At 52.2% G+C, this 21,332-nt stretch carries 23 protein-coding genes and 1 pseudogene; 2 read left to right on the forward strand and 22 right to left on the reverse strand.

The window, feature by feature from the left end:
- Positions 1-112: 112 nt before the first annotated feature.
- The 9 genes and pseudogenes from hisIE to KNP02_RS13765 form a co-directional block, all read right to left on the reverse strand.
- Positions 113-750: pseudogene (gene hisIE / locus KNP02_RS15105) on the reverse strand (bifunctional phosphoribosyl-AMP cyclohydrolase/phosphoribosyl-ATP diphosphatase HisIE).
- Entirely contained in the window at positions 699-1,466 is a 768-nt protein-coding gene (gene hisF / locus KNP02_RS13730; RefSeq protein ID WP_034777390.1) for an imidazole glycerol phosphate synthase subunit HisF, read from the reverse strand. The pseudogene hisIE and the gene hisF overlap by 52 nt, the downstream one beginning before the upstream one ends.
- Positions 1,459-2,172, reverse strand: coding sequence for a 1-(5-phosphoribosyl)-5-[(5-phosphoribosylamino)methylideneamino]imidazole-4-carboxamide isomerase (gene hisA / locus KNP02_RS13735; RefSeq protein ID WP_214710015.1), 714 nt, complete (start codon positions 2,170-2,172; stop codon positions 1,459-1,461). The genes hisF and hisA overlap by 8 nt, the downstream gene beginning before the upstream one ends.
- Positions 2,150-2,737 (reverse strand): imidazole glycerol phosphate synthase subunit HisH, encoded by a 588-nt coding sequence (gene hisH, locus KNP02_RS13740; protein ID WP_214710013.1) that lies wholly within the window; start codon positions 2,735-2,737, stop codon positions 2,150-2,152. Before hisH ends, hisA begins: the two co-directional genes overlap by 23 nt.
- Positions 2,734-3,321 (reverse strand): imidazoleglycerol-phosphate dehydratase HisB, encoded by a 588-nt coding sequence (gene hisB / locus KNP02_RS13745; RefSeq protein ID WP_214710011.1) that lies wholly within the window; start codon positions 3,319-3,321, stop codon positions 2,734-2,736. The genes hisH and hisB overlap by 4 nt, the downstream gene beginning before the upstream one ends.
- Entirely contained in the window at positions 3,308-4,321 is a 1,014-nt protein-coding gene (locus KNP02_RS13750) for a pyridoxal phosphate-dependent aminotransferase (RefSeq protein ID WP_214710009.1), read from the reverse strand. The genes hisB and KNP02_RS13750 overlap by 14 nt, the downstream gene beginning before the upstream one ends.
- Entirely contained in the window at positions 4,318-5,535 is a 1,218-nt protein-coding gene (gene hisD / locus KNP02_RS13755; RefSeq protein WP_214710008.1) for a histidinol dehydrogenase, read from the reverse strand. Before hisD ends, KNP02_RS13750 begins: the two co-directional genes overlap by 4 nt.
- Entirely contained in the window at positions 5,532-6,140 is a 609-nt protein-coding gene (gene hisG, locus KNP02_RS13760) for an ATP phosphoribosyltransferase (protein WP_214710005.1), read from the reverse strand. The genes hisD and hisG overlap by 4 nt, the downstream gene beginning before the upstream one ends.
- Complete coding sequence (locus KNP02_RS13765) at positions 6,137-7,060, reverse strand: ATP phosphoribosyltransferase regulatory subunit (RefSeq protein WP_138859528.1); 924 nt, start codon at positions 7,058-7,060, stop codon at positions 6,137-6,139. The genes hisG and KNP02_RS13765 overlap by 4 nt, the downstream gene beginning before the upstream one ends.
- A gap of 109 nt (positions 7,061-7,169) precedes the next feature.
- Between KNP02_RS13765 and hisJ the strand changes: the two genes are divergently transcribed.
- Entirely contained in the window at positions 7,170-7,982 is an 813-nt protein-coding gene (hisJ, locus tag KNP02_RS13770; RefSeq protein WP_214710003.1) for a histidinol-phosphatase HisJ, read from the forward strand.
- 161 nt (positions 7,983-8,143) lie between these two features.
- On the opposite strand, the gene KNP02_RS13775 is transcribed toward hisJ, so the two are convergent.
- The 13 genes from KNP02_RS13775 to KNP02_RS13835 all read right to left on the reverse strand — a co-directional run bounded on the left by KNP02_RS13775 (position 8,144) and on the right by KNP02_RS13835 (position 19,688).
- Positions 8,144-8,500, reverse strand: coding sequence for a hypothetical protein (locus KNP02_RS13775; RefSeq protein WP_034777378.1), 357 nt, complete (start codon positions 8,498-8,500; stop codon positions 8,144-8,146).
- Between the two features lie 200 nt (positions 8,501-8,700).
- Complete coding sequence (locus KNP02_RS13780) at positions 8,701-9,276, reverse strand: deoxycytidylate deaminase (RefSeq protein WP_034777377.1); 576 nt, start codon at positions 9,274-9,276, stop codon at positions 8,701-8,703.
- 53 nt (positions 9,277-9,329) lie between these two features.
- On the reverse strand, positions 9,330-10,559 hold the full coding sequence (locus tag KNP02_RS13785) for a toxic anion resistance protein (RefSeq protein WP_034777376.1): 1,230 nt from the start codon (positions 10,557-10,559) through the stop codon (positions 9,330-9,332).
- Positions 10,543-11,259, reverse strand: a complete 717-nt coding sequence (locus KNP02_RS13790; protein ID WP_034777375.1) for a 5-bromo-4-chloroindolyl phosphate hydrolysis family protein — start codon at positions 11,257-11,259, stop codon at positions 10,543-10,545. Before KNP02_RS13790 ends, KNP02_RS13785 begins: the two co-directional genes overlap by 17 nt.
- A gap of 184 nt (positions 11,260-11,443) precedes the next feature.
- Positions 11,444-12,796: a sodium-dependent transporter gene (locus KNP02_RS13795; protein WP_214710001.1), complete on the reverse strand. Its 1,353-nt coding sequence runs from the start codon at positions 12,794-12,796 to the stop codon at positions 11,444-11,446.
- A 121-nt stretch (positions 12,797-12,917) separates the two neighbouring features.
- Positions 12,918-13,796: a diacylglycerol/lipid kinase family protein gene (locus KNP02_RS13800; protein ID WP_214709999.1), complete on the reverse strand. Its 879-nt coding sequence runs from the start codon at positions 13,794-13,796 to the stop codon at positions 12,918-12,920.
- On the reverse strand, positions 13,793-15,298 hold the full coding sequence (locus KNP02_RS13805) for an ABC transporter permease/substrate-binding protein (RefSeq protein ID WP_034777372.1): 1,506 nt from the start codon (positions 15,296-15,298) through the stop codon (positions 13,793-13,795). Before KNP02_RS13805 ends, KNP02_RS13800 begins: the two co-directional genes overlap by 4 nt.
- Positions 15,291-16,025: an ABC transporter ATP-binding protein gene (locus KNP02_RS13810; RefSeq protein WP_214709996.1), complete on the reverse strand. Its 735-nt coding sequence runs from the start codon at positions 16,023-16,025 to the stop codon at positions 15,291-15,293. Before KNP02_RS13810 ends, KNP02_RS13805 begins: the two co-directional genes overlap by 8 nt.
- A gap of 158 nt (positions 16,026-16,183) precedes the next feature.
- Entirely contained in the window at positions 16,184-16,927 is a 744-nt protein-coding gene (locus tag KNP02_RS13815) for a 3D domain-containing protein (RefSeq protein WP_034777370.1), read from the reverse strand.
- A gap of 223 nt (positions 16,928-17,150) precedes the next feature.
- Entirely contained in the window at positions 17,151-17,615 is a 465-nt protein-coding gene (locus KNP02_RS13820; protein ID WP_034777369.1) for a GDYXXLXY domain-containing protein, read from the reverse strand.
- Positions 17,612-18,802 (reverse strand): DUF2157 domain-containing protein, encoded by a 1,191-nt coding sequence (locus tag KNP02_RS13825; RefSeq protein WP_214709994.1) that lies wholly within the window; start codon positions 18,800-18,802, stop codon positions 17,612-17,614. The genes KNP02_RS13820 and KNP02_RS13825 overlap by 4 nt, the downstream gene beginning before the upstream one ends.
- Before the next feature lie 17 nt (positions 18,803-18,819).
- On the reverse strand, positions 18,820-18,996 hold the full coding sequence (locus KNP02_RS13830; protein ID WP_232939448.1) for a DUF2187 family protein: 177 nt from the start codon (positions 18,994-18,996) through the stop codon (positions 18,820-18,822).
- 65 nt (positions 18,997-19,061) lie between these two features.
- Positions 19,062-19,688 (reverse strand): NUDIX hydrolase, encoded by a 627-nt coding sequence (locus KNP02_RS13835; protein ID WP_214709992.1) that lies wholly within the window; start codon positions 19,686-19,688, stop codon positions 19,062-19,064.
- 104 nt (positions 19,689-19,792) lie between these two features.
- Here KNP02_RS13835 and KNP02_RS13840 point away from each other — a divergent pair, with 104 nt between their 5' ends.
- Positions 19,793-21,331, forward strand: a complete 1,539-nt coding sequence (locus KNP02_RS13840) for an FAD-dependent monooxygenase (protein WP_235420188.1) — start codon at positions 19,793-19,795, stop codon at positions 21,329-21,331.
- The last annotated feature ends 1 nt before the right edge of the window (position 21,332 follow it).

Below are 21,332 nucleotides of genomic sequence, written 5' to 3' on the forward strand. Positions count from 1 at the left end.
TGAATGCCGACTTCTCGCCATAAAAAACACTCCCCAATCAGATAAACAGATTTGTTATTTCATCTGTCTACCTATTGGGGAGCATATCATTGTGGCTTCGTTCCTTTTTGTGTTACCAGTCGGTGACGTCCCGGCGTGGTTTCGCCGGCGTCGTCGTCCCATGCCGTTTGGCGAGGAGCGCCTCGACATCGTGTAGCGACACGCCCTTAGCGGCGAGTAAGACGAGCAAGTGATACAGCAGATCTGCTGACTCCTCGACCAAATCTTCATCGTTCAATGCCGCGATGACGACCTCGAACGACTCTTCCCCAAATTTTTTGGCAATCTTGTCGACACCTTGGTCGAATAGATAAGATGTATACGACCCTTCTTTCGGTGACGCCTGTCGTTCTTGAATCAACTTCTCTAATTCGTGAATCATCCTTCCACCTCCGTGAAAAAGCAGCTTCGATTTCCCGTATGGCACGTCGGCCCATTGGCACGGACACGGACCAACAACGCGTCTTGATCACAATCGACGTGGATGCTCTCGAGCTCGAGCGTATTTCCGCTCGACTCCCCTTTCATCCAGAGTCTCCCTTTTGAACGCGACCAGAACGTGACCGTGTTCGTTTCGAGCGTCTTCTGAATCGCCTCCTCGTTCATGTAGCCTAACATGAGGACGGCGTCGTCCTCTGTCGACACGATGATGGCTGGAATCAATCCGTTTTCGTCGTAACGAACCGCATCGGCAAGTTGTGCTCGCTGCATACGTGTTTCACCTCTTCCACTGTCGTTTTCCGGTCATGCAAAATCGAGGCGAGTAGCGCCGCATCGACCTTCTCGAGCGCGTCGACGACGTGATTCGCGTTCCCGGCACCGCCAGAGGCGATAATCGGGATATCGACGGCGTCCCGGAGCAAATCAAGGATTCGCAAATCGTAGCCGCTCTGCTTTCCGTCCTGATTCATCGACGTGACGAGCAGTTCACCCGCCCCAAGTGCAGCCACTTGCTTTGCCCAATCGACGGCCCGCAACTCGGTCCGGTTCTTCCCGCCATACGTATAGACGAAGTAATCGTCGTCTTCAAACTTGACGTCGATGGCGATGACGATACATTGTGACCCGAACCGTTCGGCCGCTCGTTTGATCAAATCGGGTGATTCGACGGCGAGCGTGTTGAGCGACACTTTGTCGGCCCCAGCTTTTAAGAGCGAGGAAATATCCTCAAGCGACCGAATACCGCCGCCGACCGTGAGCGGGATGAACACTTTCCGGGCGACGGCACTGACGACGTCAAGCATCGTCTGCCGGCGTTCCGTACTCGCGGTGATATCGAGAAACACGAGCTCATCCGCACCGGAGGCGTCATAATACTTGGCAATCTCGACCGGGTCGCCGATGTCACGTAACGCGACAAACTCGATCCCTTTGACGACACGACCGTCTTTCACATCAAGACACGGAATGATGCGACGTTTAAGCATGGCGCGCCTCCCACTCGATCAAGTCATCAAGACTGACTTGTCCGGAGAGTAGTGCCTTCCCGACGACCGCCTCGTCGATGCCGGCCGCTTGAAGCGCCTCGACGTCAGCCTCGGTCGTCACGCCACCCGAGGCGATGATCGTGACTGAAACAGCCTCACGGAGCGCCTTCATCCGTTCAAGGTTCGGTCCGTTCAATTTCCCGTCCGAACCGATATCCGTATAAAGAATCGTCTTGACCCCACGGTCGACGAGTTCTTTCGCGGCATCGATATCTTTTAAGTCGGTCGCTTCTTGCCAGCCGTTGACGGCGACGATGCCATCATAGGCGTCGAGGGCGACGGCGACACGATCCCCGTACTTCGCGAGCGCCCGGTCCAAGAAATCCGGGTCTGTGAACGCTTTTGTCCCAAGCAAGACACGGTCGGCGCCGGTCGCCATGACCGCATCGAGCGCTTCCTCGGAACGGATGCCTCCGCCGGTCTGGACGAAGAAGCCGCACGATTTAGCGAAGCGGACGACATCAAGATGTCTCGGTTCGCCGGCTTTCGCTCCTTCGAGATCAATCAAGTGAAGCATCGGAACGCGCCCTTGCCATTCCTTCAATTTCTCATACGGGTCTCCGTACTGTTCTTCTGTATTGAAATCGCCTTCCGTCAAGCGGACGATTTTTCCGTCAATCAAATCAATGGCCGGTAGTAATCTCACGTTCGACCGCCTCCTTCCATTCTGTCAATAAACGTAATCCGAACGCGCCGCTCTTCTCGGGATGAAACTGCATCCCCGTGACGAGCCCTTTTTGCACGATGGCTGGCACGGTTTCACCCATATAATCGGCAGACGCGACGACGTGGACTGGATCAGTCACGACGTGATACGAGTGGACGAAATAGACGTCCTCGTCGCGCAAAATCGAATTCCATCCGACGTGTGGCAGACGTTCCGCCCGCATCCGCTCGACGCGCCCTTCAATCAAACCGAGTCCTTCCGTCGGCACCCCTTCCGTGCTCGACTCGAATAAGAGTTGCATGCCAAGGCAAATGCCAAGGAACGGTTTTTCTTGTGCCGATCGTTTCAACAGCGGAATCAGCCCCGTCTCGCTCAGCGATTGCATCGCCTGCGGGAACGCTCCGACCCCAGGCAGCAAGATGGCATCAGCCGCCTCGATTTCCACTGGATCGTTCGTGATGGTGACGTAACAGCCGATAGCTTGGAGCGCCCGTTCGACATTGAATACGTTGCCCATTCCATATTCGATGACCGCGACCTTCATCCTTCGATCAGTCCTTTCGTCGATGGGAGTCGATTCGATCCGTCTTGCCCGATTGCTTCAGCGAGGGCGCGACCGAACGCTTTGAACAACCCTTCAATCATATGGTGTGAGTTCGACCCGTAGAGCACCTCAAGATGAAGCGTCAAGCGGGCGTTCATCGCCACGGCCCGGAAAAACTCTTCGGCGAGCTCGGTATCAAAGTCCCCGAGTTTCGGATTTTTGATTTCGGCCCGATAGACGAGGAACGGACGGCCGGACACGTCGACGACGGCACGCGCGAGCGTCTCGTCCATCGGCAAATAACTCGTGCCGTAGCGGCGGATACCGATTTTGTCACCGAGCGCTTGATTGATTATCTGTCCGAGGGCGATCCCGACGTCTTCGACCGTATGGTGAGCGTCGACCCACGTATCCCCTTCGACATGGACCGTCAAATCGATTTGGCTGTGGAACGCGAACAGTGTCAGCATATGGTCAAAGAAGCCGACACCTGTCTTAATGTCACTTTGTCCTGTCCCATTCAAATCAAGCTTGAGCTCGATGTTCGTCTCTTTTGTCTCTCGTTTCGTCTCAGCTGTTTTCAAGTGAAGTCACCTCTTCTATCGTTTGTTGAAGCAAGCGGTACGCCTCGTCCGTGCCGGCACTGACACGAATCCCGTCTGCGAACGCGCGAACATGGACATCCTTTTCTAAGAAACGGGCGGCCCAAGCTTCGCTGTCTGGTGTTTTGACGTATAGGAAATTGGCACGGCTCGGTAAGACGTTTCCAATCGGTGCGAGCAACGTTTCAAGCTTTTGTCGTTGCGTTTGATGGAAGCTGATCGACTCCTCGATATATTCGGAGTCGTTCAACACGACCGTCGCCACGGCCGCACTCAGCCCGCTCACGTTGAATGGCGAACGGAACCGATCAATCTTCTCGATTAAGCGCTCGTCGGCAATCATGAAACCGATGCGCAGATTCGCGAGTCCGAACGCTTTCGATAATGTACGGAGAATGATGACGTTCGCGTGGTCCGCGAGTCGGTCTTTGAATGAATCTTCCATCGTGAAATCGATATATGCCTCGTCCACGACGAGATATGGAACACGGCTGGCGACCGTTTCGAGTTCATCGAGTGACCACATCTTTCCCGTCGGATTGTTCGGGTTCGACACGAGCACAAGTTTCGGCCGTTCCGCCTCGATCGTTTGCATAAGCGCCTCGAACGACAATCCGTCCGCATCCGGCTGCACAAAATTCCCACGGGCGATATGCGTATAAATGCCGTACATCGAAAAATCGGGAATCGGGGCGGCGACGACGTCATCGGCGTCAAGGATTGCCTGACATAAAATGGCTAGCAGTTCGTCACTGCCGCTCCCGACCATGAGTTGTTGTGGATCCACACCAGCATATGTCGCATAACTTTGTTTCAGCGCTGCCAACTCATCGACCGGATAATGGCTCAAATCGAGCGGAAGCTCTCGGATTGCCGTCTTTAACCGCTCTGGGAACTCATATTGGCTCTCGTTTTGATTCAACGCATGTCCTTTGACCGCATGCGGGACGTAGCGAGGAATCGTTTCATAGTTCTGTCTCATACGTCCTCCAATCGAACCGCCATCGCTCGGGCGTGGCCGTCAAGTTGTTCTTGTTGCGCGATGCGAATCGCGGCGCGTGTGACACGTTCATCGAGCTCCGTCATCTGAAGGAACGTCTGTCTCCGGTAAAAATCATCGACCGAGAGTCCGCTCGAGAAACGTGCCGTCCCGCTCGTCGGCAAGACGTGGTTTGGTCCAGCGATGTAATCGCCAAACGCTTCCGCGGCTTCATGACCGAGGAAGAACGAACCACCGTGACGGATGGCTTGCATATAGGTTTCCGGGTCGGAGACGGCAAGTTGCACGTGCTCGGCTGCCATCTCGTTGGCGACTTCGATTGCACGTTCGCTCGACATGATGCGTACCCCGCCTCGTTTCAATGCCTCGACCGCAATGTCACGGCGTGGTAGCTCGGCCAGCTGGCGTGCCAATTCCTGTTCGATCTGTTCGGCCAACTCGTCTGACGTGACGAGAGCGAGTGCCGTCGCTTCGACGTCATGTTCGGCTTGGGCGAGCAAGTCGGCGGCGACCCATTTCGGATTGGCCGTCTCATCGGCGATGATGAGTACTTCAGACGGCCCAGCGACCGAGTCGATGCCGACGATGTGAGAGACGAGCGACTTCGCGGTCGCGACATAGGCGTTACCAGGTCCGACAATCTTGTCGACCGGTTTGATCGTCTCGGTGCCAAACGCAAGCGCGGCCACGGCTTGTGCCCCGCCGACCAGATGACACTCATCTGCCCCTGCGATTTTTGCCGCAATCAATAGCGACAAGTCGATGCCATCTGGTTTTGGCGGCGTCACCATGACGATCCGTTTCACACCGGCCACTTTCGCCGGGATGATGTTCATCAAGACGCTCGAGGGATAGACGGCCGTCCCACCCGGTACGTACACGCCGACCGAGTCGAGCGGCATGAAGCGACGTCCGAGTCTGAACATGCCATCTTCATACGCGTCGTCTTGACGACGCTGACGCTCGTGGAACGTGCGAATGCGTTCGGCGGCGAGCGTCAACGCCTCGGTCAACTCCCCGTAAGCTTCAGGTGGCGTGAAGGCTGTCAAGTCGACCGTTTCGATTACGTCGACACCGTCAAATTTCTTTGTAAACTCTAGGAGCGCTTCATCTCCGTTCGACTCCACGGCCTCGAGAATTGGCTTAACCGCTTCCGCCCAGCTTTCTCGCCGGCTCCGATTCGTTTCCGTGCTCATTTCGCTTCCTCCTTGCTTAAACGACGAATCCAGGCCTTCAATTCATCAGGATCGTTGGCGAGCGCCGTCTCACTCGTGATGAACTTGGCGTTCACCGTGAAAATCGTTTCGTATTCCTCGAGGTCGTTCGCACGAAGCGTCGCCCCCGTCTCGACGATATCGACGATGCAATCGGCGAGTCCTGTGAGCGGTGCGAGTTCGACCGAACCGTTCAACGCAATCACTTCGACGTTCTGTCGCTTCGAAGCGAAGTGAGAGATGGCGATATTCGGATACTTGCTCGCGACTTTCAATTTTTTCGTCCCGTTCTTCCGTTCTTTCGGTCCGCAAACCGCCATCCGGCAACGGCCGAACGGCAAATCGACGACTTCGAGGACGCCAGGCGTCTTCTCTCGCAAGATGTCGCCACCGACGACGCCGACATCAGACGCGCCGTGTATGACATATTTATAGACGTCATCCCCTTTGACGAAGATGAACTCATGCCCGTCGACTTCGACGGTCAGTTCTCGGCCGCGTTTTTCGGGCCAGACGGTTAATCCGACTTGTTCGAAATAGTCTCGGGCCGCTTTTTCAATGCGTCCTTTCGCGATGGCCACTTTCATAAAATCACCTCACCTAACTGTTCTAAATCGAGCGACAATCCGAACGCCCGTCGCGATTGACCGAAATGTCCGTATAGCGAATCATAGCGACCGCCCGAGAGGACGCGCCGTCCATCGATGCTTCCTGTCACCGTCAATCCTGAATAGTAATCAAAATCGCCGGTCTGTCCAAAGTCGTACGATACGTTCAAACCGATGGCGCGTAAATGTTCGACCGCCCGCTCGACTTCATTGATCGCAGCCGTCAATCCTGGCTCGGCGACTTCTCGTAGTTCAGCGAGTGCCGAATCACCGATTAAGAACGGTAGCTTCGCGATTAACGGGTATTGATACATATCCGCGAGGTCACGGAGTGATTCCAAGTTACGGAGCGCCAAATATTGACGGAGCGTCCGCTCAGGGATGCCGGCCTCATCCGCCACGGCGGCGACCAAGGCAGCCGAACCGACTTGGATCCGAAGCCCGTCTTGCGGCAACACCCGCTCAGTCATACTGAGGAATGACGCGATCAACTCCATATCGGGAGCGTCCCCGTCAATCCATTCAAGCCCGAGCTGTTGACGCTCATGCGGCTGACCCGAATGTTTCGGGGTACGCCGATAAACGGCACCGGCATAGGCGACCCGCATCGGTTCATGACCATCGGCGAGTTTCCGAGCGATTTGCAACGTATAGTCCGGACGCATGACGAGCAACTCGCCGTCATTCCCGAACAGACGATAATAGGCCGACTCATCGAACAAGGCCAAGTCTTGATAGTGCGAATAATATTCCACGAGCGGCGGCTCAATGACACTGTAGCCATTTGACTCGGCTCGCTCTAAAAATGACAACATCCACTGCTTCGGACGCAGAACGTCTTCCCCTTGCAATTCGTGCCATCCTTCCGGGATGGATCCTTTTGTATTGAACCAGATCATCAATATCACCCTTTATCTTATTATCACTTTACCAAACTAAAGTAGTGTGTTAAATTTATCAAACCAAGCCGTTGCTGTCAACCGGCGAACTCGAAAGGAATGTCGACTGATGATTGACGTTACCCGTGATGGTCACCTTCACACCCCATTTTGTCCGCATGGTTCATCCGATTCGCTCGAAGCGTATGTAAAGCGCGCCTTGAACCAAGGAATCAAGACGCTCACGTTCACGGAGCATGCGCCGCTCCCGGACCGGTTTCAGGACCCGACGCCAGAACAAGATTCAGCGATGGCGCTCGATTTGCTCCCGCGTTATATAGAAGCTTTGCAGACGTTGAAGCGGTCGTATCCCGAACTTGATCTCCGCATCGGTTTGGAGATCGACTATTTGCCCGGATATGAGTCCGAGACGCTGGCGTTGCTCGAGCCGTACGCCGACGTATTAGACGAAGCAATCTTGTCCCAACACTTTCTCCTCGTCGACGACGAGCTCCTGCCTATCGACTTCTCGGCGGAGACGTTTGATGTGCTCGTCAAACGTGTCGGCTCGTTCGAGGCCGTGATGAAACAATATTATAAGGCGCTCGCTGCCGGACTCGCATTCCCTTGGGAGCGCTTGAAAGTAGACCGCATCGGACATATCGACTTACCGATCAAATATCAACACAATTACACGTGGGACCGCTCGAACGTGCAGGATGAACAGACGCGCTTGCTACAAACGATCGCTACACGCGGTTTCGGTCTCGATTTGAATACGGCCGGTCTCCGCAAGCCCGAGTGCGGCCAACCTTACGCCATTGACGTCGCGTCCGAGGCGGCCGCACTCGGCATCCCGTTCGTGCTCGGTTCAGACGCCCATATCGCCTTCGATGTCGGCGCCGGGTTCGAAATTATACAAAAAAAAGCCACGTTCCTATGAACGTGGCTTTTTCACAGCGATCTAGCTATCTAGATCCCCATTTTTGGTTGTCGATAACGATATGGCGTTCCATTTCTTCATCTATTGACAATAATACCATACTGAACCCGCATTGCAACCCGAAAATGAAAAAGGATGACGTGGGTGTCATCCTTACAAAGTTAGACCGCCATCTCGGCGTATAGGTCTTTCAACTCTTCCGTCGCTGCCTCGTCCATTTGTAACGCCACGAGTTCAACAAACCGGAGCGCCGGATCCGTATCCCCTGACAAGGCGACGATCTCAGCTGCGGCACCATCGAGCGCTAGCAAGATGCCCGAGACACCGAGCGTCGGATAGTAGCGAAGCAACGCCCGAACGTGCTTCAACTCCGAAACCTCATTTCCGTTGATCTTTAATGACTTAACGGCGAGCTCTTTATGCGTCCCGATGGCAAATTTATCTTCCCACACCTCTTCGAGTGTGATCAACGCTTCCACATCATAGGCACCATCTGTGAAACGAACTTGTTTTTCCATGTAACATTTCCCCTCTCGTTAATCTACTTTCATTATAAGAAAGAAACCCACGAAAAGATTGTGAAATATTGAACATTATGTGTAAACTTTGTCTCACCTGTGCTTAGCCATAAAAAAAGGTCCCTCCGAAGAGAGACGAATAATGGAAGAGTAAAACACCATTGGCAGTACATTAATAATATAACATCGAATGTAAACGTTTACAATGTGTTTTTGAAACTTTTTTCGAGTGGCATATGTACCACGTCAATCCCACTCTCACGCATCAAATCGAGGCCGTCACCGTGCTCATAGCCGACCGCATAGACGACACGGGCTACGCGTGACGCGATCAAAGCGAGCGAACAGGCATGACATGGTGAGTGGGTCACATAGGCTGTCGCGCCGAAGGCGTTCGTCGAATCCGCGGCGAGCTTACCGATCGCGTTGATTTCGGCGTGGATTTCATGTTGCTTCGACCAATTATGGTGGTCGTATGGGTCCGAACATCTAATAAATGTCACACCCTCATGGATGAATGAAACCGGTGCCTCGAGCAAATCGACCGCATCTTCTGACACGTACTCGGCCCGTTTATAAAAACCGTCTTCCCGTTTTAAAAAGATCTCATTGCAGTTCGTATGCCCGGGTGGCGTCCCATTGAGCCCAATCGAGATCGGCTTCTCATCTTTGACGATGACGCAAGCGACACTTTTCGAGGCGCATTTCGAATGGCGTACCGCCATCATATCAGCGAACTGCAACCACGTCTCATCCCATAGCCGTTGTTTTTCCATTTTCTTATCCTCCTTAAAGAAAAGGAAAGTCTGAGAGCTCAGACTTTCCTCGTTCAATATCCAGTCTCTTTTGGCAACTCTTTGTTTTTTGAAGCAATCTCGATAACTTTTTCTTTCAACTCGTGCTCCATGCGATCGAGTTCACGTTCGGCCTCACGGCGCTTCTGACGTCCTTCTTGTTGAATGCGGAGCGTCTCGTCGAGCGTCGAGAGCAAGTTCTCGTGCGCCACTTTGAGCGATTCGACCGAAACGATGCCTTTCTCGTTCTCTGTGGCGATCTCGATCGATGAGTCTTTCAACATCTTCGAGTTCTGCTCGAGCAACGTGTTCGTCGTCTTCGTGACGTCTTGCTGCATGCGGAGCGCCGTCTTTTGTCGTGTCAAGCTGAGCGCGAGCACGACTTGGTTTTTCCAGAGTGGAATCGTATTGACGACCGCCGACTCGATTTTCTCGGCTAGAATCTGGTTGTTCTGTTGGATGACCCGGATTTGCGGTGCCATCTGCAGACTGATTGTCCGGCTCAGTTTCAAATCGTGCAATTTTTTCTCGAATCGGTCCGCGAGTTGAATCATGTCGTTCAACTGTTGAAGTTTGACCTGGTCTTTCGACATCTCCACTTCTTGACGGAGCGGGGCGATCTCATAGCTGCGCACGTGGTCAAGTTTCGTCTCACCGGCGGCGATATAGACGTTAAGCTCTTCAAAATAACGCTTGTTCTTATCGTACATCTGATCGAGCATCGTGATGTCCTTCATCAAACCGAACTTGGCCCGGTCTAGATTATGGATGACTTCTTCTAAATAGACGCTCATCTTTTCAAACTGGAGTTTGTAGTTCTCGGCTTTCTTCTTGGCCCGTCCGATGAGCGGCAAGTTGTCCATAAAACTCTTCTTCTCTGGCTGCAACATGTCCGGGTCCATCTTGCGTACGTTCTGCATCAAGTCAGACAATAGCTTTCCGGCGTCACCGCCATCCTTCATCCGGACCTCGGTCAAGATTTGGTCCGAGAATTGCGACAGTTCGCGTTGCACGTTTGATCCGAACAACATGACGGAATCTGTCTTTTTAATATCGATCGACTCGGCGATGCGCGTGATCCGTTCCCGGTGTTCCTGCGGGACATCTGGATTCACTTGAATCGCCGGCACCTCATGTTTCTCTGTCATAGATGACCAGTCCACGGACGGGTCCGAAATCGCATCGGTTTCCGTCTTCGTTTTCGTCTGTGAAGTGAGCTCTTCTTCTGGCCATGACTGCCAGTTCGTTTCATTCGATGAAGTCATGTTTTTTTCTCCCTTCTGGTTGATCGGCCAATACTTTTTCCATCATGATCAACTCTCGTTCAAAGTCGACCGCATCGTCTTCTAAGAGACGGCTGCGTTGCTGTTTGAACTTGTCGACGATGAGTCGCATATTGGTGATCAGCTGTTCACGTGTCTCTTCTTGAATGACGACGCGTTTTCCTTCTAGTTCTTTGAATTTCAATACGACCGACACGAGTGAATCCAAATAGAACGTGAACAAGTCACGCACATGTTTCGCGTCTTGTGGATTTTCGAACAACTCAGCGAACAGTTCGTGCGCTTCTTTCGAAACGGCCTTCATCTCACGCCGCACCTCGATGTCCTTGATTTCCGGCAAGACGCGGTCAATCTGTTGTAGCTTTTCATAGCCTTGCTCAATCGTCCGCTGTAAAAATTGAAGCTCTAAGTCGTCGGTCGCCTCGAACTGACGCACCGGTGCCGCTTCTTCAAGCGGTTTCAAGATGCGCGAACCAACGAACGGCTCGTCTTCATCGAGCAGCAGTTTCTTCTTGGCCCGTTTGGCAACAGGAGCCGGCGCCCGCTTCCGGCGTTTATTGGTCGACCACACTTCGTTTAATACGAGCGCCCCGACGATGATAAACAGCCAAGAAAAATCAAAAACGTTTATGGCAAAATATAGGATTGCCCCGGTCAGGGCCCATTTCATCCATGTTTTCATCCGTTTCACCTCGTCTCATGATACTTCTATTGTACCTTACGTGACCCTTCAAAAAAAGTTTCGTCATCTTTATAAGCTTAGCATAATGACGCCGCACGCTCTCTCGGTCGCAAGAACGAAAAGTCAGGGTCGCTCGAATGTAAAAAAACCTCCTGATTCAATGAATCAGGAGGAGTTCGTCACGTTACACCGTGACCCACGTTGTCACCATGACGATGGCGACCGTCACCGGAATGACATAACGAATGAGGAAGTGCCAGACCGGGTACAGCTTGACACCAGCGCCCGATGTTTGAATCTCTTCTTTAAGAATGCGTTGATCAACGACATACCCGACGAAAATCGATGTCAAGAGCGCACCGACCGGCATCAAGACATAGCTGACGATATAGTCCATCGAATCGAAGAACGTACGACCGTTCAAGAACTGCATCTCGCTCATCACTCCGAACGAGAGGGCCGAAGGGATACCAACCGCAAAAACGATCGCTGCTGACAAGAGTGTGACGTTCCGTTTCGACATCGTCTGTTTCTTTTCGTTCAGTCGGTCGGTCACACCGGCGACGACGACTTCAAGCATCGCAATCGATGACGTGATCGAGGCGAACGTGAACAGCAAGAAGAACAATACCATGAAGAAACCACCGAGCGGGACTTGATTAAAGACGGCCGGCAAGACGACGAAGAGAAGCGCCGGGCCTTCAGCCGGGTCGAGACCTGATGCGAACACGGCCGGGAAAATCGCGAGACCCGCCAACAGCGAGACGGAGATGTTCAATAGAACAATCATGTTCGCCGAGCGATTGAGCGTGCCTTTCGTTTTAATGTAGGACGCATACGTCAACATGGCCGCAACCCCGAGTGATAGCGAGAAGAACGCTTGACCGAGGGCGAACAAGACCGATTCCCCCGTCAAGGCAGAGAAGTCAGGCTGCAAGAAGAAGCGAACCCCTTCCATCGCCCCGTCGAGCGTCAATGAGCGGATGACGAGGACGATGAAACTGACGAACAAGAGCGGCATCAAGATCTTGCTCATCCGCTCGATTCCAGCTTCGACGCCTTTTAGCACGATTAAGAGCGTGATCAATAAGAATAAGAATTGACCGAACACGGCGATGCCTGGTGACGAGACGACATCTCCGAAGACGGCACCGAATTCGTCAGGCGATCGGCCGTTCAATGTCCCGCTCAAGCCGAGACCGACATAGATTAAGACCCAACCACCGATGACACTGTAGAATGAGAGCAATAAGAAACATGCGATGACACCAAGGTAACCGACGAGCGTCCAACGGCCGTGTCCTAATTTTTTGAATGCGAGCAGTGCCGTTTTTTGTGTCGAGCGTCCGACGATGAACTCACCGATCAATAACGGGAGACCGAGTAAGAGCGTAAACGCTAAAAACATGAGCAAAAAGGCGCCGCCTCCACTTGTGCCGGTGACATACGGAAATTTCCAGATCGCACCGAGACCAATCGCTGACCCTGCGGCCGCTAAGATGAATCCAATTTTTGAGGCGAACGAGTTTTGCGCCATTACCGTCCCTACTTCCTGTTTTCATATCTATTTTCATAATAATAGTGAAATACTAACACGGTTCAGAAATGAGAACAACAAAAAACAGAGAAAAGTCTGAATTCTTTTCTCTGTCTGATTTTTAGTGGGATGGGACAAGGAATGTCAGTTCACTTGGCAAGACATCGATGTGTAATCGGTCCGCCTCAAAATGTTCTCCATCGACGTCGATGATCTGTGATTCGCTCAAATGGACGGTCAGCTGAGACATCTGTAGATGGACCCACTCCGGCGACGACTGTTCGAGTCCGAGTTGTTGCGTAAGCAGTTGCCGAATCATTGGAAAGCCGATGGCCGAGCTGTGCACGACTTCGACGAGTCCGTCGGTGAACGATTGGGTCGGTAACTTTGTCGGTACCGTACCAAGATATGCCCCGTTTCCGACGTACAAAAAACTGACCGGCCCATCATGGACGACTTCTCCGTCCTGCTCGATGCGGACGTCGAACGGGTCGAGTTCACGAAACTGGCGGATTGTCGCTAAAAAATACCCGATGGATCCGAGTGATTCTTTTTGGAGCGGATCGATTTGTCGCGATGCGTCGGCGATCAGGCCGACCCCAATAAAATTGAGGCCATATCGATCATTGACCCGCATGACGTCGACGGGCTGGACATGACTCATCTTAAATAACCGAGCCGCCTCAATCGGTTCGACTGGTAAATCGAGCGCACGGACAAAGTCGTTGCACGTACCACCGGGGACGAGGCCGACCGTCGGACGCTCGTCCTTCGGAAGTGACATGAGGCCGTTGACGACCTCATACAGGGTCCTGTCCCCACCGATGACGATTAAATGCTCGAACGACCCACTCGCCTCGGCAAAGCGGGCAGCATCTCCTTGTCCGAGCGTCTTTCGAATCAGAATCTCGTCATACAAGGATTCGACCGTCCCGACAACCTCACCGAGCATCGTTTCACTTGCACCGGATGTTGGATTCGAGATAATCATTGCTCTCATAGGAGACCTTCCTGCTCCAAGAAGTCTTGTGCGACGTCATAAGCACGCTCATTCCCATACGCGACGCGGCGGTTGAGTTCAGACATTTCTTCATCTGTAATTTTACCGGCCAATTGATTGAGCGCGTCCTCGATTTCAGGGTGCTCGTCTAATGTCTCTTGCTTGAGCAACGGTGCCCCTTGATATGGCGGGAAGAACTGTTGATCATCTTCAAGGACAAGCAAATCATTCTCGGCGATATCCGGGTCCGTCGCGTATGCATCGACAAGGTTGACGTCACCACGAGCGATGGCGCGGTAACGGAGTTTCTGTTCCATCGAGACGACCGACGGGAAGTCGAGACCGTAGGCTTGCTGAAGTCCAGGGTATCCGTCTTCCCGGTCCGTAAACTCGAGCGTGAAGCCGGCTTTAATGTCCGTTTGCACGTTTCGTAAATCAGAAATCGATGTGATGCCTTCCTCTTCGGCATAGTCGCGTGGGATGGCGATGGCATATGTGTTGTTGAACTGCATCGGCTCAAGCAAGGCATAGCCGTCGTCTGCCAGCGCATCCCGAGCCTGTTCATACACTTCGCGAGCGTCATTTGAGTTCGGTGTCTCTTTCACGAGACTGGCGAGTACCGTCCCTGTGAATTCTGGGTAAATATCGACATCACCAGATTGGAGCGCACCCCAGACGAATGTCGTCTCGCCAAAGTTTGGTCGGACAGAAACAGTCAAATCAGTCTCTTCCTCGATCAATAATTTATACATGTTCATTAAAATTTCAGGCTCTGGTCCAAGTTTTCCGGCGACGACGAGATCGGTCTGTTGCGTGCGACCGAGCGCGAGCGGTGCCGCGACGATTAACGCCAAGACGGTAGAGACAGCAATCAATTTTGTCTTATTCCGCGTAGCTGTCGCGCCTTCCATTTGTCGGAGCAAGAAATCGAACAAGAGAGCGAGGATGGCGGCCGGGATGGCGCCGAGTAAAATCAAGTAGTTGTCATTCCGGTTGATTCCTAGAAGAATCAACGTCCCGAGCCCACCTGCTCCAACGAGGGCAGCGAGCGTCGCCGTCCCGACGATGAGGACCATCGCCGTTCGAATCCCGGCCATAATGACCGGCAAGGCGAGCGGGAGCTCGACTTTCATCAAGCTCTGGTTCGGCTTCATGCCGCAAGCTCGTGCCGCTTCGATGAGCGATTTGTCGACCTCGTTCAGTCCGGTGAACGTGTTTCGTAAAATTGGGAGTAAGGCGTACAACACGAGGGCGATCGTCGCCGGCAAGGCGCCAATCCCAACAAGTGGAATCATCAGTCCGAGGAGCGCCAAAGAAGGAATCGTTTGAATGATGGCAGTGACACCGATGGCGGTCTCGGCCACTTTTTTACGGCGCGTCAACCAAATACCGAGCGGGACGGCAATCAAGACCGCGATCAATAAGGAGACGACGGAGAGCTGCAAGTGCTCGATGAGCGCCTCGACGAGTTCCCCTCGTCGGTTTTGGAATGTCTCAAGCATCAACCTCACCTCTTCCGCGTTGTGTAAAGTCGAGGACGAACGGGTCCGTGCTCGCTCTGATTTCATCTGGTGTCCCGACGACGACCAACTCGCCGTCACGCATCAACGCGATACGGTCTCCGAGTTTCATCGCTTCCTGCATGTCGTGGGTCACGAACAAAATCGTTTTCCCAAGTTCATCGTTCAAGCGTTTAATATCGTCTTGGAGTTGGCCCCGGCTGATTGGGTCGAGTGCCGAGAACGGCTCATCCATCAAGATGACGTCAGGATCGGCCGCGAGCGCACGGAGCACCCCAACGCGTTGCTGTTGTCCACCGGATAGCTCGGTCGGCTTTTTAGCCCGCAAGACGGGATCTAATCCGGCGATTTCCATGAGTTCGGTCACGCGGTCTTTCGTCTTTTGCTTTGGCCACTTCAATAGTTCAGGAACGACAGAAATATTTTCTTCGACCGTTAAATGAGGGAATAAGGCAATTTGTTGAAGTACATAACCGATATTGCGGCGTAACTCATAAATATCGAATTGGTAAATCTCTTTCCCATCAATCAAAATTTTCCCGTCGGTATGATCGATCAGTCGATTCACCATTTTCATGGTTGTCGTCTTGCCACACCCTGATGGGCCGATCAAGACAAAAATCTCGCCTCTTCGTACTGTTAAATCCAAATCTTTGACGGCTAACGTCCCGTCTTCGTAACGCTTAGATACTTTTTGGAATTCTATCAACTCTACCCCTCCTCGGCTCGTAACTTCTCATGAAAGTCAAATATTAGTTTGCCCGTTTCCAACGATTGTTAAACAATGAAATGTGCTGGGACGCGGTCGAAAGACTGTCAACCCACGAGGCGAGACAAAAAAGGTTCCCCCGCAGGAGAACCTTTAGATTATGGCAATGTGATTGTGATATGACGACGACCCCAATTGATGGCCTCGCTCTTCGTGTCGACGAGTAAATCGACGATGTTCCCTTTAATGCGTCCTCCTGTATCAAGGGCGATCGCTTGGCCGATGCCGTCGATTTGAACGACCGTACCGAGCGGGATGACAGATGGGTCGACTGCGATGATACGCATGCCGTTATAATAAATCGAGTCTGTCACGTCATGACCTGTCGCCGTCAAGACGCGTCCCCCGTAAGAACCGTTGTCAGCTGCATCGTTCGTGTAGGCCGTTGACTCGGCTTGAATGACACGTCCTTGTGTCGAGACCGGTGTCACGGTCGCACTTGATGCCGCTTGTTGCTTCTTCTCGGTTTTTGCTGCGGCTTGGCGTTTCGCTTCTTCTTGTCGTGCCTTTTCGGCAGCGACGCGCTTTTCTTCTTCCAAACGTTCTGCTTTCGCTTTCGCTTCACGCTCGGCCTGTTCACGTTTGGCTTTCTCTTCTGCCAAGCGCTTTTCTTCGGCTAAACGTTTTTCTTCAGCGAGCCGTTTCTCTTCGGCAAGACGTTTCTTGCGTTCGATTTCTTGTTGGCGCTCCAACTCAATGGCCTGACGTTCTAATTCAAGTGGGTTTTGGACAATTTTCTGTTCAGTCCCGATTCCAATTTGGGCGGCATCGGCATTCGCAGCAAACACGAATGTTCCAACAGCGGCAAATAAAATCGCGATTATATATTTTAAGGAATGCATTAATAGGTCAGCACCTTTCTCGTCATCTAACGAACAGGAGTAAATTTACCATGTCGTTTCAATCACGAGAAGGGATTTTGACGAAGTGAAATATTTCTGACACATCAAGAAAGAACTGGTTACAATCTGTAACATTTACAATAAACCTAGGGTTACCAACCGTTTTCGAAAAAAATTACAGATTCGTTACAACATAACGTGTAACAAATCTGTAATCTGATTGTCATTCTGTTTCAGCTTCAATCGAGCGTAAATCATGGGGGCGAACCATGCCCCAAGGTGCCACGTCGACATCCACTTCGAACGTTTTCGCACCTTCGATCGCCGACGTTTCTTCTTCGGCGACCCGATACGAACTCATGTCATCGATATACACTTGCCGGTCATAGTAATTGGCACGAGTGCCACCGAAGAACGGCCGTGAACTGACCCGATCAATGGTCGCGTAACCGTCGTCCCCCGTTTTGAACGACACGTATACCGTCCCTGATTCGACATCTTGTCTGCCGTCGAACGAATCGTATTCCAAATAGACAAAGTCTCCAAAGAACGGATCGTACGGCTCATAGGAGGTCGCTTTGAACGTATACGTCTCTCCGAACCAGGAGACCGCATAGACGAGCAGAATAAAACCGACAGCGATCACTACTTGCAAAACCGGCACTAGCCAAGGCGTCAATCGTTTCATGTCTGAGCATCCCCTCTCGTACGGCTACGGCTGCGCCACCACAAAGCGAGCGACAATGCGAAGACGATCAATGCTCCGATGAGGAAGAACAGCGAAATGTCGAGTCGATCCCAAACGTAAATGAAGTAAATCGTCATTTGGACGAGCAAGAAATAAATGAAAGCAAGCACGATCGGTTTGCGATTGTGGTCTTGATAGACGAGATAGGCGAGTGCGACCACTTCAAGTAGCACCGCTAGCAAGATGCCGGAGTCTTCGAATAATGAGAACGGGATGACAGCGAGTAAACTGACCCACATCAAGTCCTGGCGTCGGTGAAGTAAATAGACGGCGACGAGGACGACCGAAAGGATCGTCGCCTCGATGACCGAGGGCGTTCGTTGCGACAACCAGCCTTCCGTCGCATTGATTAAATAACCGATCGATAGGACGGCCGCGACGAAGAGGTACAAATAATTCCACTGGGCCCGCTCACGATAGATAAGGAATAGGACATGTAAGGCAGCAAGGGCCCATAGCGGCCAAAAGCGTCCTTCGTAGCCGGCATATTGACCGATTGTGATGAGGAGGCCATAAAACCCGAACCAGGCGAAGATACGATCGAGCTCGTTGTCTCCGTAATGGAACCAGACCCAGGTCACGAGGAACCCGAACGCGATCAACGTGATGCCGATGCCTTGAAAACTGTTCATGACCGCCAAAAAGGCAGCGAGCGCGGCCAGGAACGTGTAGATGGGATGCTTATAGATCAATTTATGCAGGACAGCGACGGCAAGGAAGAGCCAAAATAAGAGCGGGATTTGCGAGGACAGATTATAAGTGGAGAAGATGACGATCATCGTGGCGACGAAGAAAGCGACGCCTAAAAGCCGGAACAGCGTGACATAGCGTGACGCCTTCACTTGCAGGCGTTCGGCGGTCACATACATCCCGACCATAAACACGAGGAAAATAGCGACTTTCACAAGGTCAGGAATCGCTTGCCAATTGGCCGCGACAAAGCTGAATAGACTGAGTGCGAGCAAAATAGAACCGATAATCACAAGAATAGGCGGTTTGTGCTCACGTTTGTCACCGACCGCCAATTTCTTATGTTCATATTCGACCAAGCGCTGACCGGTCACTTCATCAAGTAAACCGGCCTCTTCCCATTCACGAACTTTTTTGTCAATGGACACCTGAATCATCCCTTTCGATTAAAAGGTCAGCTGGCGCGTTCGATCAATTCCAAATCTTTTTTCAGTAAAACTTGCTTCTCAAATTCGAGACCAAGCTGTTGAAATTCTTCCATGATGGAAACGTCCCCGATGACCGTATTGGTCAATACGGCAGTCACTTCTGCGACCCAACCTTCACGAGTTGACTTGACGATATCACCCACAACGAATTCTACAGACACACCCATTCACTTCCAATCTTAAATTTGTTTCTATCATTATAACGAAATTATATCGGTTTGAATACGTTTTCTTTAAGCCGTTTAATAAATTGTGTCAAAATTTTTCCAGTCAATCCCCAAATAATGTAGTCTTCATGTTCATAAAAAGGTTCTCTCATTTTAATTACCCGTTTTTCGTACGCTTTAGCATTCGCCATCCGTTCAAATGGGATATTTTGATCCGGGTTCATCGTCCATTCCATCTCCCCATGGAACGGGTCTAGCAAAAGCAACGTCTCGACCGGGATTGAAAATAAATGGTCGACCTCATCCGTATGATGCACGTCCGGTAGCAGTGGAATTACCCCGACGAACGGATAGATCAGTTGCCGGTGCGGCGTCGCGAGTGGCTGCAGGCGACCGATGACCTCGATATCGGATAAGGCGAGTAATAACTCCTCACTCGTCTCTCGAACAGCGGCCTCGACCGGTGTCTCACCGGGATCGAGACGGCCGCCCGGAAATGAGATTTCTCCGGGTTGACGCCGCATTGTATGGGCGCGTACTTCAAAGACGACGTGCCACGTCCCGTCGACCTCGGTCAACGGGATCAAAACGGCTGCCGTCTGTTCATAGTTTTCTTCCATCGAGAAACTGTCACGTAGTTGTTGTTCCGTGATCCACGATTTGTCCATTCTCTCCACCTCGTTCTCTTTGTTTCTACACTTCCACCGTTGTCTCCTCGTTTAAACGCATCAAATGTCGGAAATATCATTATTAACGATAGGAGTTGGTGGATGTGGTGGATAAAAAAGTTGATGTATTGATAGTCGGAGCGGGCCCGACCGGACTCACGCTCGGATTGACGTTAGCCAGATATGGGATCTCATTTGAAATTATTGATCGTAAGACAACCCCGTCGAACAATTCTCGGGCCATCGGGATTCAACCGCGAACGATCGAAGTGTTCTCTCGTCTCGATGTCGCCAAGGAAGTACTCGGCCGGGCACGGACCATCGAGAAAGGCAATCTATACTTCTCGGGTCAATGGACGGCCAAACTTGAATTTTCTCGCCTCGTCACGCCGTACCCGTTCGTGACGCTGCTACGCCAAAACGAGACCGAGGCGATTTTAGAGGATGCGTTAAACGGACACGGTCATTCCGTCCAGCGCGGTGAATCGCTCGTCTCGTTGACACATTACCCGTCTCGAGTACTCGCCCACCTTGAGTCAGATGCATCAAACCGGACGATCGAAGCCAAATACGTCGTCGCGGCCGATGGGGCGAACAGTTCGATTCGTCGGATGCTCGCCCTTCCGTTTAGCGGAAAATCGTTCAAAGAGTCATGGGTGCTCGCCGATATGAAAGCCAAATGGAACATCTCGCGCGAAGAAGTGCATATTTTCTTTTCCGACCGGGGCGTCTTAGAAGTTTTCCCGCTCACGGATGACACGATTCGCATCACAGGGAACCTCGCGAGCGACGAGTCGTTCAATGAGTCGGAACTGCGCAAATTGATTGAACAGCGAAGCCATATGGATGTCGAGATCGACGAAGTTGAGTGGTTCTCGCTCTTCCGGGTCCACAACCGTATGGTCGACTCGTTCATCCACAATCGAGTCATTTTAATGGGAGACGCCGCCCATATCAACTCACCCGTAGGCGGACAAGGGATGAACACCGGCATCGCCGACTCGTTCAACCTCGGGTGGAAGTTGTGGCTTCATTTGAAGGCTGGTGCCCCGTTCCGCGTCGTCGCCTCGTATCGCGACGAACGTGAACACGTGGCTCGTAACGTACTTCAGACGACGAACGTGGCGACTGAGGTGTTACAGACGACGTTGCCTGTCCTCTTGCCGTTCCAAGCGCTCGGCGCCGACGTCTTTACGCGCGTCAACTTGGTCAACCAAAAAATAACGGAACGAATCGCCCAACTGCACTTGTCTTATCCCGGGCATTCCCGAATTCCGTTCTTGCGTGTCACCAAGGGCAAAATCTTCCCGGAGATCGAGATCATCCGGACCGATGACGGGTTGCGCACCAAAATCTCAGAGATTGCGGACGGCCGGTTCCAAGTGCTCATCCTCGACGATGATAAACGTGATGCGACCGCACTCTATGATTATTTGAACGATCATCAATCGTTCTTCCAAATCATCACGCTCTCGAAGACGAGTCGTCCCTTTTTCGACCAAGGCAACGAGCTCGCGAAATCATTGTTCATGAAGCGCGGCGTGCTCGTCATCCGACCGGACGGCTATTTGCTTCATAAACAACGGCACCTGCGCCCTGATTCGTTGCAAGAGACGATGTCCACTTGGCTGCCGACACCATGAC

Origin of the sequence: Exiguobacterium sp. s40, from assembly GCF_018617905.1 — a bacterium.
In the GTDB taxonomy this organism is placed as follows: Bacteria; Bacillota; Bacilli; order Exiguobacteriales; family Exiguobacteriaceae; genus Exiguobacterium; species Exiguobacterium mexicanum_A.